The organism is Nonomuraea sp. NPDC054003, assembly GCF_055585125.1.
The window spans coordinates 624859-638666 of the sequence record NZ_JBVJKR010000003.1; the positions used below are offsets into that span (position 1 = coordinate 624859).

Genomic DNA, 13808 nt, shown 5'->3' on the forward strand with positions numbered 1-13808 from the left:
CGCTAGATCGGCGGCGGGTCGAAGTCGAAGTCGAGCCGTCCGCCGTTCACGACCGCCTGGTGCGCGGGGTGCCCGTCGCCCAGCCGTCGCCGGATCCCCTCCAGCGCCTCGGCGCGCATGGCTCGCGCGTCGTCGGCCCTGCCCAGGTCCGACAGGTCGAGCGCGAGGTTGGCCATGCAGCCCAGCGTCATCGGGTGGTCCGGGCCGAGCAACCGCCGCAGTTCGTCGAGCGCCCGCTCTCCGGTGTCCACGGCCCGGTCCAGCTTGCCCAGCGCCGCGCGGTCGCCGGCCAGGCCGAGCACGGCGGTCAGCGTGTAGTGGTGGGTGGGGCCGAGCAGCTCGCTCAGCCGGGTGACGATGAACTCGTGCAGGTCGTGGGCCTTGGCATGCTCGCCCGCCAGCCGCATCAGCAGCGCCAGGTTGCCCCGGCAGCCGTGGGCGTAGGGATGGTCGGTGCCGTAGACGTGCGCGTAGGCCAGCGTGGTCAGCTCGGCGATCGGCATGGCCTCGTCGATCCGCCGGGCCTCACGGTAGGCGTTGACGAGGGCCATCTCGGCGGCGAGCTTGTCGGGATGGCGGTCGCCCATGAGACGCCGGTAGCGATGGACCAGATCCTCGGCGTAGTGCAGGACCTCGGGACTGCCCGACTCCGCCTTGCGCATGGCCACGGCGAGGTCGCTGGCGGCCCGCAGCGTCGTCGGGTGGTCGGCGCCCAGGGTGCTCACGCCCACCGCGTAGACGTCCTCGCCGAGCTCGCGCGCCTCGGCGTAGTCGCCGCGGAGCCTGATGACGCGTACGAGGTTGTTCATGACGATCTGGGCGGTCGGGTGGTTGGGCGTGCCGTAGAGGTCGCGCAGCGCGCCGTAGACATGCTTGAGCAGGCGCTCGGCCTCTTCGTACTGGCTGGTGAGCGTCAGGTCGAGGGCCAGGCTGGTGTGCATCCTGAGGGTGCGTTCGTTGTCGTCGCCGAACACGTCGCGGTGGCGCTGCGCGGCGGAGGTGGCGAGCGCGAACGACTCCGAGAAGCGCCCCATGGCGCGCAGGTCCGTGCAGTGGTTGTTGGTCAGCCGCAGCGTCTCCTCGTCGTCGGCGCCGAGGGCGGTCTCGGCGTCCTGGAGCGCCTGCGAGCCCACCCTGAAGGCCTCTTCGTACTCGCCCACGAAGCGGAGCGAGACACTCAGGTGCCGCTTCATCGTGCACAGGTCGCGCGCGTCGGACGAGGGGTCGGCCTCCCACGCCTCCAGGCACGCCTTGGCCAGGGAGAGCGCTCCGGGGGCGTTTCCCGACTGGTAGAGGTAGCGGACCATGTCGTGCATCGGCCGCCGGACGGCCGGATCGGCGGACCGGGCGATCTCCGACGGCTCCAGGTGGGGCATCAGCCGCGCGAAGGTCGGCCAGGTGGCGGTGTCGTCAGGCGGGCCGGGCACCGCCGCCGCCAGGAGCCGCTGGACGTTCAGCCTGAACCGGTCGCGCTCGCTCTCGCTGACGTCCTCCCTGAGCAGCGCCTGCACGAGGCGGTGCACCAGCAGGGTCTGGTTCTCCCTGTCGATCTGCACGAGCGCGTAGCGGCCCAGCGCACCCACGCCCCTGCTGAACCTGAGCGGGTCGTCGAGAATGCCGGACAGCGGGGGTTCGACGGTGCCGCGGCTGGTGCTGAAGACGTCTCGCGGGATCGGGTCGGAGCCGAAGAAGGCCAGCAGGTGGAGCAACTCCACCGCGTCCGGCTGCTCCTCGCGCAGGGTGGTCACCGACAGGGCCCACGTCGCCGTCAGCGGGACGTCGTACTCCATCGGCCTGCCCTCGGCGAGCAGCTTGCCGGTCTGGTCGCGCAGCAGCGTCAGGTATTCGCGCACCGGCATGCCCGTCTCGGACTGCATGGCGCCCGCCTGGTCGAGCGCGAGCGGCAGGTCGCCGAGCGCCTCGGCCAGCGCGTCCGCCTCGGTGCCGCCGATGCCGGGCACGCGCCGGTCGAGGAACCGCCGGCTCTCCTCGCGGGAGAACACGTCGACGGTGAGGGTGCTGACGACGCCGTCCCAGGCGAAGTTGCGCGAGGTGATCAGGATGCCCCCGGGCCCGTCGGGGACGTACTGCATGATCGACTCCGGCGCGTGGGCGTTGTCGAAGATGAGCAGCCACCGGTCGTAGGGCTCGCCCCTGCGCAGCGCCTCGACGACCGCCTCGGCCGACTCGGCGACGCCGATCTCGTTGGCCTTGGGCAGGTCGAGGTGGGGCGCGAGCCGGGCGATCGAGGAGGCGATCAGCATCGGCTGGTCGGACGGCACCCACCAGACGAGGTCATAGTCCGATTTATACCTATGCGCATATTCTGCGGCGATTTGCGTCTTCCCTACTCCACCGAGCCCGTGGAGCGCGGTCGGCAGCACCGCCGTGACGCTGCCGCTGACGCCCTGGCGTAGCCGCTCAAGAAGATCCTCGCGGCCGGTGAAGTCCTTGTTGCGGGGAGGAATCCGGCCCCACACCTGAGGTCTGCGCCGCATCTCGGTCATGACCGCTCCATAAAACTCAGCACACGGCCATCGTAGACATGAAAGCCAAGGTTTTTGAGCAGGGAAGAGAGTAGCCACGGCTGCGGTCGTCGGTGATGATGTTCGACGGGTCGAACGGAAGGGGAAAGGGCCGCGATGGCGCAATTTTCGCGCGACGTCGAGACCGAAATCATCGATCTGACCGATGCCAGTTTGTCCAATACCGATGCACTTGACCCTTCTTGTCTCAATCAGATGGTGGCGCGCATCCTCGCGGCGGACGCCGATCCCGCGGAGCCCCTCTTCGGAGGCGACCCTCCCCGGCCTGGGGATGAGTCACCGTGAGACGCGGAAGACGGCGGGCGCGCCTCGCGGGCGAGGCGATCACCTGGATGTGCGCGCCATGCCGATGGGGTCCTCTATCGTTGCTGCAGTGTCCCTCCTCGCAAGGCGCTGACCATGGCCGCGAATAGCGTCACGGCATTTAGCGAACTATGTCCGTTTCCTGGCATGCGTCCTTACCGGCCGGCCGAAGAGTTGCTGTTCACGGGGCGCGACCAGGAGTCGGCGCGCGTCTCCGAACTGTGGCGCAGCAGAAACTTGACAATTCTGTACGGACCAGCAGGTATAGGAAAAACTTCACTTCTCCATGGTGGAGTTATGCCCTATTTGTGGAGACTCGGGGCGAATGTCCTGCCGGTGGGTCGAGTTTTGGGTGGGCCGATTTTCCCGGAGGCCGCGGTCCCGTCGCCCAACTCGCTCGTGCGCACCCTGCTGCGCACCTGGGTGCCCGAAACCTCCCTGCCGCCGACCGGAATCCGGCGCATCCTGCGCCTCGCCGAACGCGGGCCGAAGCCCCTGCTCGTCGCCGTCGACCAGATCGAGGACATGTACCTCGGCGACCACGACGACGAGCGGCGCGAGCTCCTCGCCGCGCTGGCCTCCGCCCGCAACGTGCACCTGCTGCTGTGCGTCCGCGACGACCGGCTCGACGCGCTGCTCGACGAGGCCGGCGACGGCTTCCCCGACGTCGCCCTGTTCGGGCTCGGCGGGCTGACGCCCCGTGCGGCGGCCGAGGCGATCGGGCAGCCCGTGCGGGAGGCCACCGGCCGCGCCGTGCCCCCCGCCGTGGCCGAGGCTCTGGTGGAAGAGCTTCTGACCGTACGGATCGTCGACGACTCCGGGACCCAGCGCGCACGGGAGCGCGCCCCGGCCGTCAATCCGCTGCATCTGCAGGCCGTGTGCCGGTGGATGTGGCGGACATGGCCGGAAGGTGAGAGTTCGCTGTCCGGCGACTGGCCGGTCAGCGTGGACGAGGCACTCCGGGACGCGCTGTGGACGGCCATCGGCGAGGTGGCGGCGGCCTTCGAGCGCGACCCGGTCCGCCTGTGCTCCTGGGCCGCCACGCGGTTCGTGGCGCCCGACGGCGAGGCGCAGGTCCAGCCGCAGGGCCCGGCCGAGACGGCCGGGCTGCCGAACGCGGTGCTCAGGGCGCTGAGCGGCCGCGGCGTCCTGCGGGTGCTGCGGGCCGGCGACGGGCCGGCCTACCAGGTGGCCGACCGGCGCCTGCTCGAACCCCTCGGGCAACTGGCCCATCGGGCCGGCTCGCTCGCCCCTCCGGTCACCCGGCCCGCCGACCGGCTGCGGGCCGCCGCCGACGCCCTGGCGGACGGCGACCCGGCCAGGGCCGAGAGGCAGGCACGCCTGGCCGCCTCCGCGGCGGCCCATGACATCCGCGTGCAGATCGACGCGCACACCGTCCTGGGCAACCTCGCCTTTGCCCGCCGCGACCTGGAGCAGGCCCAGGAGGCCTACCGGCGGGTGCTCGTCCTGCTGGAGACCCAGCAGGACGAGGCGGCCGTGGGGGTGATGCTCGCGGCCATCGGCCGGCTCTCGCTCGCGCGCGGCGACGTCGCGGCGGCTCAGGGGCTGCTGCGTGCCGCCGCCGGGCGGCTGCCGGCGGACCCGTTCATCAGGATCGAGCTGGCGCGGGCGCTGGCGGAGGCCGGCCAGCGGGCCGCGGCCGTCGCCATCCTGCGCTCGGTGATGACCGCGGCCGAGGACGACGAGGCACGCATCCTGCACGGCCGCCTCATGGCCGAGATGAGCGGCCGCCCGGCCTGAAGCGGCGTCAGGCGAGGCGGCGTCAGGCGAGGCGGCGTCAGGCGAGGTGGGGTCAGGCAAGGCGGGGCGAGGCCGCGAGGCCGCGTCAGGCGAGGCGGCGTCAGGCGAGGCGACGGTCAGGCGAGGCGGCGTCAGGCGAGGCGGCGGATCAGCCTGCCGTCCGCCTCGCGCCGCCAGCCGGACGGCAGCCGCGCTCCGTCTGCCGCCAGGGCGCCGGTGAGATCCAGCCCGACGAGCTTCACCACGGTCAGGTCCACCCCGTCCAGCCGGGCGCCGGCGAGCCGGGCTCCCGACAGGTTGGCGTCGGTGAGCCGGCACCCGGTCAGGTCCGCCCGGCACAGGGAGGCGTCGCTGGCGACGGCGTCACTGAGCACGGCCCCCGACATGACGGCCCCGTCGGCGCGGGCCCCGGGCAGCGCCGCCCGCGCCAGCACGGCGCCCGTCAGATCGGCGTCCTCCATGACCGCGCCGCTGAGGTCGGCCCCAGAGAAATCGGCGCCGGTCAGGTCGGCCCCCGACAGATCCGCGGCCGCCAGGCACGCCCCGCGGGCGACGGCCTGCGCGCAGCGGGCCCGGCGCAGGCGAGCGCCGCCCAGGTCGGCGTCCACGAGCTCGGCGTGCGGCAGCCCGGCATCGGTGAGGTCGGCCGTACGCAGCGACGCGCGCGCCAGCTTCGCCCCGTCGAGGCGCGCTCCGCCGAGCCTGGCCCCGCCCAGGTCGGCTCCGGCCAGGTCCGCGCACGCCAGATCGGCTCGCCGGAGGTCGGCTCCGGTGAGGGTGACGCCGGTCAGATCGGCCCCCGCCAGGTTCGCGTCCGCGAGGTCCAGGCGGTCGAGCCGCGCGCCGGACAGCTTCACAGGCCCTCTGTCGGCGTCGGCCTTCCTGCGCACCAGCACCGTCACCGCCGCCTGCAGGTCCTGGGGCGGCTCGCCGGAACACGCCTGTGAGGCGCGCCGGACGAAGGCCGCCAGCGCCTCCATGACGGCCGGGTGGTCGCGGGCGGAGTCCTGGGCGATGCGCTCCAGTGAGTGGATGCCACCGAGGCGGATGTCGACGGCGTCGCTGCCGAGCTGGTCGATCGCGCGCATGAACCGATCGGTCATCTGCGCGCTCTCGCTCTGTTCGAGCGTCCGCCTGGTGGTCTCCGTCTGCTCCCGGGCCTGCAGGGTGGCCAGTTCCAGGGTGCGCCGGTTGAGCTCGCTCTGCTGCCGGGCCAGGGTGAAGTTGCGGGCGGTGTAGACGAAGCCGCCGACGGCCAGGAGGCCGAGCACGACCTGGATGATCCGGCCCCTGGCCGCGTCTCTGGCCAGGCGTAACTCCTTGGCCCGGTCCGCCTCCGCGACACCCTGCACGTCATGCTCGGCGATCATGTCGGTGAGCGGCCAGAACAGGAACACCGAAACGGCGATGACGGCCGAGCACCCGAGCACGATCGCGATGCCACCCCATACGGCGCGCTTGCGATAGTCCACGATCTGTACGGTAGATGCTCGCCCCCGCGCAGCGCGGGAACAGGACGCCGCGGGTTCAGCCCAGGCGGGCCAGTTCCTCCGCGGTCAGCTCCAGCGTCGCGGCGGCGGCGGAGTCGCGGATGGACTCCGGACGGCTCGCGCCGGGGATCGGGATGACGACCGGGCTGCGGGCCAGTTCCCAGGCGAGGCAGACCCGCTGCGGGGAGACGCCGCGTGCCTCTCCGATCTCCGCGAAGGCGTCGCGCAGCTCGCCGGTGCGGCCGATGCCGCCGAGCGGCGACCAGGGCAGGAAGGCGAGGCCGAGCTCGGCGCACACGTCGATCTCCGGCTCGCTGGAGCGGAAGCGCGGCGAGTACTGATTCTGCACGCTCGCCAGGCGGTCGCCCAGGATGGCGTGGGCGAGCCTGATCTGCTCCGGGTTCGCGTTCGAGATCCCGGCCAGCTCGATCTTGCCGGCGTCGTGCAGGTCCTTCAGCGCGCCGATCGTGTCCTCGTACGGGACCTTCGGGTCGGGCCGGTGGTGCTGGTAGAGCCCGATGCTCTCCACGCCCAGGGCCTTCAGCGACCGGTCGCAGGCCCGCTTGAGGTACTCGGGGCGGCCGTCGACGTCCCAGCCGCCGCCGGGCGTGCGCACGTGGCCGCCCTTGGTCGCCACCAGCACGTCGCCGGCGTCGCCGGACCACAGCGACAGGGCGCGGGCGACCAGCCGCTCGTTGTGGCCGGGATCGTCGTGCGAGGGCGTGTAGGCGTCGGCTGTGTCGATCAGCGTCAGCCCGGCGTCCAGCGCGGCGAGCAGCGTGCGGACCGACTGGTCCTCGTCGGGCATGTGCCCGGCCACCGACATGGGCATCGCGCCGAGCCCGATGGCGCTCACCCGGCGGTTTCCGATGGTACGTGTCTGCATGGGACCAGCTTGTCGCCTGGAGCGCGCTCCAGGTCAACCGGGGGGTGGCCCCGGGTGGTGGCCTTCCGTGCGCGGGTGCGTACGGTACAGACATGTGCAAGCCGATCCAGGGCGCGACAGACCGGTCATGACCTTTCCCTCCTTCACCTCCACCGAGACCGAGCCGCGCGCCCGTGGCGCGGAGCTCGGCGCCCGCCTGCGCGGCGCCGTCGCCGCCAACCTCGCCGGCTACAACGCCCTGTTCGCGGCCGCCGGAGCCACCGACGAGCAGGTGCGCGCCTGGGGCGAGCGGGCGCTGGAGCGCGCCGCCGGCTGGGCGCCCCACCTGGCCGACGAGATCGGCGGCGTCGCGGCCGGCGCGGGGCTGGAGCCGTGGCAGGTCGCCGTGGTCAACGCCCGCACCGAGATCCTGGCCGCGCTCGACGTGGCCGGCCGGGGGGAGTGCTCGACCTCGGTCGTGCTGCCCGGCGACGGCCTGCCCCCGCGCACGGTGCAGACCTGGGACTGGCTCGGCCACCTGCGCGACGCGCCCGTGCTGTGGGCGTACGAGGCCCGCCCCGGGCACGGCGTGCGCACGTTCACCGAGGCGGGGGCGCTGGCCAAGATCGGGGTGAACACGGCGGGCCTGGGCGTCCACTTCAACATCCTGCGCCACGGCGCCGACGGGGCCGATCCCGGCGTGCCCGTCCACCTGATCGCCCGCCGCATCCTGGACGAGGCCGCCACCGTCGAGGAGGCCGCCGACCTCGCCCGCTCCGCCACGGTCTCGGCCTCGACCGTCATCACGGCCGTGACCGCGGGCGGGGCCGGGGCGATCGAGATCTCCCCGGCGGGCGTGGCCGTGGTGCCGCCCGGCCCCGGCGGGGTGCTGCTGCACTGCAACCACTTCCTCGACCCCGCGCTGGCGGAGGGGGAACGGCTAGGCGCCGAGGAGCCCGGCACGTACGCCCGTCTGCGTCATCTGCGCGACCACGCCGCGGAGCTGGGCGGCGAGGACGTCACCGGGCGGGCGCTGGCCATGATGAGCCACGCGCCCGGCGGGGCGCCCGTGTGCGCCCACCCGGACCCGGCGCTGCCGCTCGGCGAGCGGTGGGAGACGCTCGCGACCATCGGGCTGGACGTGACCGCCGGGCGGCTGCTGGTGCACCAGGGCGGGCCCTGCCAGGTCACCGGGACGACCTGGCAGGTCTTCTGACGGTTGTCAGGCGAACGCGGCGATCCCGGTGAGCGCCTTGCCCAGCACCAGCGTGTGGATCTCCGAGGTGCCCTCGTAGGTCAGCACCGACTCCAGGTTCACCGAGTGCCTGATCACCGGGTACTCCAGGGTGACGCCGCTCGCGCCGAGCAGCGTGCGGCACTTCCTGGCGATGTCGATGGCCTCGCGGACGTTGTTCAGCTTGCCGGCGCTCACCTGCTCGGGGGTCAGCGTGCCGGCCTCCTTCAGCCGCCCGAGATGCACCGCGAGGAGCAGGCCCTTGCCCAGCTCCAGGGCCATGTCGGCGAGCTTCTCCTGGGTGAGCTGGAACGACGAGAGTGGCCTGGCGAACACCTCGCGCTCGGCGGCGTACGCGATCGCCGTCTCCAGGCAGTCGAGCGCCGCGCCCATCGAGCCGAAGATGATCCCGAAGCGCGCCTCGTTCAGGCAGCCGAGCGGCCCGCGCAACCCCCTGGCCTCGGGGAGCATCGCGTCGGCGGGCAGCCGGACGCCGTCGAGCACCAGCTCGCTGGTCACGCTGGCGCGCAGCGAGATCTTGTGCTTGACGTCGTTGACCGTGAAGCCGGGCGTGCCCGCCGGGACCAGGAAGCCGCGGATGCCGTCGTCCGTCTGGGCCCAGACGACCGCCACGTCGGCGACCGATCCGTTGGTGATCCACAGCTTGGTGCCGTTCAGCACCCAGTCGCCGCCGTCGCGCTTGGCGTTGGTGCGCATCCGCGCCGGGTCGGAGCCGAAGTCCGGCTCGGTGAGGCCGAAGCAGCCGATGAGCTCGCCGGCCGCCATGCCGGGCAGCCACCGCTGCTTCTGCTCCTCGCTGCCGTACTTCCAGATCGCGTACATGGCCAGCGAGCCCTGCACCGACACCAGGCTGCGCAGCCCGGAGTCGGCGCCCTCCAGCTCCAGACAGGCCAGCCCGTACGAGACCGCGCCCATGCCCGCGCAGCCGTAGCCGTCGAGGTGCATGCCGAGGACGCCGGTCCCGCCGAGCGTGCGGGCCAGCTCCCTGACGGGCAGCTCCCCGGCCTCGAACCAGTCCGCGACGTGCGGCCGGATCTCCCGGTCGCACACGCGCCTGACCGTGTTCCTGATCTCGCGCTCCTCCTCGGTCAGCAGCGTGTCGAGGGCGAACAGGGCGGTGGGGGAGATCATCCTTCGAGCCTCCGTATTTTGGATCCAATATTGAAAATCCAATATGCCACAGTTAGGGTGCTTTGCCTATGGACGTTCTGAATCTCACCCGGACGGTGACGGTCTACCTGGGAGCGCCGGCGTGACCGCGCTGGACGGGCTGCTCGTCGCCGACTTCAGCCGGGTGCTGGCCGGGCCGTACGCCACCATGCTGCTCGCCGACCTCGGGGCCGAGGTGGTCAAGGTTGAACGGCCCGGCGCGGGCGACGACACCCGCCACTGGGGCCCGCCCTACGCCCCCGGCGGCGAGGCCACGTACTATCTCGCGGTCAACCGCAACAAGCGGTCGATCGCGCTCGACCTGCGCGACGAGGCGGACCTGGAGGTCGCGCGGGCGCTGGCGGCCCGCGCCGACGTGGTCGTGGACAACTTCAAGCCGGGCACCATGGAGCGGCTCGGCCTCGGCCACGAGGCGCTGCGGGCGCTCAACCCCGGCCTGGTCTCCTGCTCGGTCACCGGGTTCGGGTCGGGCGAGGGGGCCGCGCTGCCCGGCTACGACCTGATCGCGCAGGCCGTCGGCGGGCTGATGAGCGTCACCGGCGAGCCCGGCGGCGAGGGCACGAAGGCGGGCGTGGCCGTGGTCGACGTGATCACCGGCCTGCACGCCGCGCTCGGCATCCTCGCGGCCCTGCGCCACCGCGACCGCACCGGCGAGGGCCAGCACGTCGAGGTCTCGCTGCTGTCCTCGGTGCTGTCGGCGCTGGCCAACCACTCCTCCGCGTACGCCGCCGCCGGGGTCGTGCCGCGGGCCATGGGCAACCGGCATCCGAGCGTCGTCCCGTACGAGGTGTTCCAGGCCGCCGACCGGCCGATCGTCATCGCGGCCGGGAACGACCGGCAGTTCGTGGCGCTCTGTGAGGTGCTGGAGCGGCCCGACCTCGCCGGGGACGCCGGATACGCCACCAACGCCGGCCGGGTCGCCGCCCGCGACCGGCTCGTGGACGAGCTGAACAAGGCGCTCGCGGCGCGCACCGCCGACGAGTGGTTCGAGCTGCTGACCGCCACCGGGGTGCCGTGCGGGCCGATCAACGACCTGGCCGCCGCGTTCGCCCTCGCTGGCGAACTCGGCCTGGAGCCCAAGGTGGAGATCGACGGCGTGGGCCAGGTCGCCAACCCCATCCGCCTCGGCGTCACCCCGCCCGCCTACCGCCTGCCGCCCCCTGCGCTCGGACAGGACGGGGATTGGGTTCGTGGGATATTGGAGGGATGAGTGCGGATGAGGCGCGGCGCAGGCCGCCGACGGCCCAGCAGTTCGTGCTGGGCGAGCTGCGCCGTGCCATCACCACCGGCCGCCTGCGCCCCGGCGCCCCGATCAGGCAGGACGCGCTGGCCGAGGAGCTCCAGGTCAGCCGCGTCCCGCTGCGCGAGGCGCTGAAGACGCTCCAGGGCGAGGGCCTGGTCCGCTACGAGGCCCACCGGGGCTACTCGGTCGAGACGCTCTCGCTCGACGACCTGCGCGAGGTCTACCGCATCCGCGAGCTGCTGGAGGAGGAGGCCGTGCGCCGCGCGGTGGCCCGGCTCGCCGACGCCGACCTCGACCGGCTGCGGGCCGCGCAGGACGACGTCGAGCGGGCCGCCGACGCGGGCGACGTGCTCGCCATGGCCACCGCCAACCGGCTCTTCCACATGACGTTGTTCGACTGCGCGGGCATGCCCCGGCTGTCCCGCCTGATCAGGACGTTGTGGGACACCACCGACGCCTACCGGTCGATGTACTACGGCGGCCCGGCCAACCGCGAGCGGGTCGTCAAGGAGCACCGCGCCACCCTCGACGCGCTCCGCCGCCGCGACGCCGACGAGGCCGTGGCCACCCTGACGGTCCACCGCGCGCACGCGGTCGCCGAGCTGGAGTCCCTGCTGTCCTGACCTGCGAAGGGACGCGCGCGCACCGTTCTTCGCTTACTGTGCATCTCGGACAGCTCGACACGGAGGATGACGTCGGTCAATGAGCACGCAGGCGCAGGAGCAACTCGGCCCGTACCGGGTGATCGAGAAGATCGGCGAGGGCGGCATGGGCGTCGTGCACCTCGGCCTCGACGGGGCGGGCCACAAGGTCGCGATCAAGGTGCTGCACCCGCACGTGGCCGCCGATCTCAAGGCCCGCGACCGGCTCTTCCGCGAGGTCGACGCGATGCGGCGGGTGCGCAGCCGGTACGTCGCCGAGGTGGTCGGCGCGGAGCTCACGAGCGGGCAGCCGTTCGTGGTGACCCGGTTCGTCCCCGGCCGCACGCTGGAGGAGACCGTGCTGACCCAGGGGCCGCTGGAGGCCCGCGAGGTCATCAGGCTCGCCCTCGGGCTGTGCCGGGCGCTGGTCGACATCCACGCGGCCGGCGTGATCCACCGCGACCTCAAGCCCTCCAACGTCATGCTGTCCGGCGGCGAGCCGCTGGTCATCGACTTCGGCATCGCGCACCTGGTGGACGCGGTCAGGCTGACGCGGACGGGCATGTTCGTCGGCACGCCCGGCTACCTGGCCCCGGAGATCATCCGCGGCACGCAGATCACCCAGGCGGCCGACGTGCACGCGCTGGCCTCGACGGTGTTCTTCGCCGCCACGGGGCTGCCGCCGTTCGGGACGGGGACGTTCGAGGCGGTCTGCTACAACACGATGGAAGGGCGGGCGCAGCTCGACCGGGCCCCGGCCTGGCTGCGCGGCTGGCTGAGCCGGGCGCTGGAGATCGACCCGGTGGCCCGGCCCCGCGCGGGGGAGCTGCTGCGGATGGCCGAGGCGCTCGATCCGTCGGGCGGCACGGACCGCACCCGAGTCATGGACCCCGCCTCCGCGCCGGGCCACTCCTCTGCGGCCTCGGCGGTCCCCGCCTCCACTGCCAGGCTCGCCTCTTCGTCGGGCCCCGTCTCCTCGTCCGGCCCTGCCTCCTCGTCTGGGCCTGCCTCCTCGTCTGGGCCCCTCTCCTCGTCCGGCCCCGCCGCCCGGGCGGGCATCGGTCCGTACGGGAAGACCGTGTCCGATCTGCTGCCGCCTGTCGAGTACGCGGCGAGCGCGCCGGAGGAGAGCGGCCCGCGCAAATGGCCGCGTCTCCGGTCCGCGGAGCGCCGCCCATCCCCGCCGCCGTCCCCGTCTCAGCCTTTCGAGCTCCGGAGGTTCCTGGCCGGCAGCGACTTCGTCGGCGTGCTCATCCTCGTGACGCTGGTGTCGATGACCGTCATCATGCCGGTCGCCGTGGGCCTGGCGATGGCGGCGCTCGCGCTGGCGCTGCGCGCCGGCGACCACTTCCTCGACGAGCACCGGCAGCCGCTGGTCAGGGCCGCGCTCGTGGCGCTCGGCCACACGCTCCTGGCGCTGGCGTTCGGCATGGCCGCCGCGGTCTTCCTGCACTGGGCCGGCCCGCTGAGCGCCGGCCACGTGGACTCCCTGGCCGCGGGCGCGTTCACGCTGGGCCTGTTCGTGCTGCCGGGCGCGGGCGCGGTGCGGCGGGCCGCCTCGCGGATCCTCGCCCGTCTGCTGCCCGGTCACCGCGCGACCGTGATGTCGGCGGCCGTGATGGGACCGATCGCGCTGATCTCGCTCATCGCCCTCGTGATCCCGGGGTAGCCACCGCTGACCGGCCAGGTCAATATGAGTCAAGCGCGCATTTCTGTACACCCTCCGCTTTCCATATGCGTCTATATCCCGTTCAGTCCTGCTGTTCACGGGAGACGCATCGATGCACATCCGTTCCCTCGCCGGGGCCGTCACCGCCGTGGCCGCGATCCTGTCCGTGGGCGCCGCCGCACCGGCGGCCGCCGCCGACCGGCCGTCAGGCCTGCCCAAGGGCGCCATCGCCACGAAGGTGGTCAAGATCGTCGACGGGGACACGATCGACGTCATGCGCAAGGGGAAGAAGATCCGGGTCCGGCTCCTGGAGGTCGACACCCCCGAACGGGGCCAGTGCTGGTTCCAGACGGCGACCGACCGGACCGCCGCGCTGCTGCCGCTCGGAAAGACCGCCTACCTCGTACGCGACAAGGACCCGAAGGACCGGTACGGCCGCTGGCTCTACTACGTGTGGAACGCCAAGGGCGTGCACGTCAACCGCAACCTGGTCCGCTACGGCTACGGCAAGGCGGTGCTGTACAAGCCGAACGACCGCTACATCAAAATCATGCGCGCCGAGCAGCGCAAGGCCCAGAAGCAGCGGCTGCGCATCTGGTCGGGCAAGTGCGACAAGGGCGCCGCGCCCACGTCCACGCCGGCCCCGAAGGCCACCAAGACCCCGAAGCCGACGAAGACCCCGAAGCCCGGCACCGACCCGCGCTTCCGCACCTGCGGCGACGCGAACGCCGCCGGCTACGGCCCGTACCAGCGGGGCCGCGACCCCGAGTACGCCTGGTACCAGGACCGCGACGGCGACGGCCTCGTCTGCGAGCGCTGACCCCGCGGGCGAGCCGACCCGGGGCCACCGGGTTCTGTCGGAGAC

General features: G+C 72.7%; 11 protein-coding genes. 7 read left to right on the forward strand and 4 right to left on the reverse strand.

The features are described 5' to 3' along the window. Positions 1-2 precede the first annotated feature (2 nt). On the reverse strand, positions 3-2507 hold the full coding sequence (fxsT, locus tag ACZ6YG_RS10445; protein ID WP_148033203.1) for an FxSxx-COOH system tetratricopeptide repeat protein: 2505 nt from the start codon (positions 2505-2507) through the stop codon (positions 3-5). A 135-nt stretch (positions 2508-2642) separates the two neighbouring features. Between fxsT and ACZ6YG_RS10450 the strand changes: the two genes are divergently transcribed. Further along, the gene (locus ACZ6YG_RS10450; RefSeq protein WP_148033202.1) at positions 2643-2831 is read left to right on the forward strand and encodes a hypothetical protein; all 189 of its coding nucleotides are present in this window, start codon (positions 2643-2645) and stop codon (positions 2829-2831) included. Between the two features lie 165 nt (positions 2832-2996). Further along, positions 2997-4610 (forward strand): nSTAND1 domain-containing NTPase, encoded by a 1614-nt coding sequence (locus tag ACZ6YG_RS10455; protein ID WP_466017773.1) that lies wholly within the window; start codon positions 2997-2999, stop codon positions 4608-4610. Positions 4611-4741: 131 nt separating this feature from the next. Here the strand turns inward: ACZ6YG_RS10455 and ACZ6YG_RS10460 are convergent, their stop codons facing one another. Both ACZ6YG_RS10460 and ACZ6YG_RS10465 read right to left on the reverse strand, forming a co-directional pair. Beyond that, a complete protein-coding gene (locus ACZ6YG_RS10460) occupies positions 4742-6082 on the reverse strand; it encodes a pentapeptide repeat-containing protein (RefSeq protein WP_466017774.1) in 1341 nt (446 codons plus the stop codon). A 55-nt stretch (positions 6083-6137) separates the two neighbouring features. Next, positions 6138-6986, reverse strand: coding sequence for an aldo/keto reductase (locus tag ACZ6YG_RS10465; RefSeq protein WP_148033199.1), 849 nt, complete (start codon positions 6984-6986; stop codon positions 6138-6140). A gap of 127 nt (positions 6987-7113) precedes the next feature. Between ACZ6YG_RS10465 and ACZ6YG_RS10470 the strand changes: the two genes are divergently transcribed. Further along, positions 7114-8181 (forward strand): C45 family autoproteolytic acyltransferase/hydolase, encoded by a 1068-nt coding sequence (locus ACZ6YG_RS10470; RefSeq protein WP_466017775.1) that lies wholly within the window; start codon positions 7114-7116, stop codon positions 8179-8181. 6 nt (positions 8182-8187) lie between these two features. Here the strand turns inward: ACZ6YG_RS10470 and ACZ6YG_RS10475 are convergent, their stop codons facing one another. After that, the gene (locus ACZ6YG_RS10475) at positions 8188-9351 is read right to left on the reverse strand and encodes an acyl-CoA dehydrogenase family protein (protein ID WP_466017776.1); all 1164 of its coding nucleotides are present in this window, start codon (positions 9349-9351) and stop codon (positions 8188-8190) included. Between the two features lie 121 nt (positions 9352-9472). On the opposite strand from ACZ6YG_RS10475, the gene ACZ6YG_RS10480 reads away from it, so the two are divergent. The 4 genes from ACZ6YG_RS10480 (at position 9473) to ACZ6YG_RS10495 (ending at position 13763) form a co-directional block, all read left to right on the forward strand. Then, a complete protein-coding gene (locus ACZ6YG_RS10480; RefSeq protein WP_466017777.1) occupies positions 9473-10600 on the forward strand; it encodes a CaiB/BaiF CoA transferase family protein in 1128 nt (375 codons plus the stop codon). Next, on the forward strand, positions 10597-11256 hold the full coding sequence (locus tag ACZ6YG_RS10485) for a GntR family transcriptional regulator (protein WP_219545256.1): 660 nt from the start codon (positions 10597-10599) through the stop codon (positions 11254-11256). The genes ACZ6YG_RS10480 and ACZ6YG_RS10485 overlap by 4 nt, the downstream gene beginning before the upstream one ends. A 79-nt stretch (positions 11257-11335) precedes the next feature. Further along, a complete protein-coding gene (locus ACZ6YG_RS10490) occupies positions 11336-12943 on the forward strand; it encodes a serine/threonine-protein kinase (protein ID WP_466017778.1) in 1608 nt (535 codons plus the stop codon). A gap of 112 nt (positions 12944-13055) precedes the next feature. After that, positions 13056-13763, forward strand: a complete 708-nt coding sequence (locus ACZ6YG_RS10495; protein ID WP_466017779.1) for a thermonuclease family protein — start codon at positions 13056-13058, stop codon at positions 13761-13763. Positions 13764-13808: the final 45 nt, after the last annotated feature.